Source organism: Arthrobacter sp. Y3221157 (genome assembly GCF_059089865.1).
In genome coordinates this window covers 1-875 of record NZ_JBNHFD010000204.1, presented here as the reverse complement: position 1 = coordinate 875, position 875 = coordinate 1, and the positions used below count along the sequence as shown (strand labels likewise).

At 62.2% G+C, this 875-nt stretch carries 1 protein-coding gene; it reads left to right on the top strand.

Going from position 1 to position 875, the window contains the following annotated elements; translation table 11 throughout:
- Positions 1–858, top strand: an 858-nt coding sequence (locus AC5RTT_RS20655; protein ID WP_494146721.1) for a transposase, incomplete at its 5' end; no start/stop codon positions are given.
- Between the last annotated feature and the right edge of the window lie 17 nt (positions 859–875).

Below are 875 nucleotides of genomic sequence, written 5' to 3'. Positions count from 1 at the left end.
TCGCTTCCGAAAGCCCGTAACGGCGCTGTTGAATCATTGCGCGTACTGCGCGCCGAGAGAGCCACCGCGATGCGGGCAAGAGTAGCGGCAATGACTCAGATCAAATGCATCCTCGTCTCCGCCCCGGAAACCTTGCGCGCCCGCTACCGCGGCATGACCAACACTGCAATGATCACCGCCCTGGAAAAATCCCGGCCCAGCGGGCCCCTGACCGACCCTGCAAACGCAACCGCCGTCGTGCTAAAACGCCTTGCACGCCGCCACCGGATGCTTGATCATGAACTGCGGCTGATCGAAGCCGAACTGGATACGGTCGTAACTGAGTACGCACCCATGCTCCGGGACCTGCGCGGGGTCGGCACCGACACCGCCAGCCAGCTGCTGGTCACGGTGGGAGACAACCCCGAAAGAATCGGCACCGAGGCAAAGTTCGCCGCCCTCGTCGGCGTCGCACCCATCCCTGCCTCGTCAGGCAAGACCACCCGCCACCGCCTCAGCCGCAGCGGTGACCGACAGGCCAACAAAGCGCTCCACCACATCGCGCTCGTCCGCATGAGCTGCGACGCACGCACAAAAACCTACGTCAACAAGCGCCGGCAAGAAGGCAAAACCAGCAAAGAAATCATCCGCTGCCTCAAACGCTACATAGCCCGCGAAATCTACGACCAACTTCTCCACCCCCACCCCGCACCCGCCGCCGGGGAACTCCGGGCACTCCGCACAGCCAAACACATCACCCTCCAGGCAGCCGCCGACACCCTTCACATCTGGCCCTCAACACTGTCCAGATTCGAACGCGGCCTCACCCGCGACGACCAATTCTTCCAACGCTACTCAGACTGGCTCAACAACAATTGACAGCTATAGGAGCATCA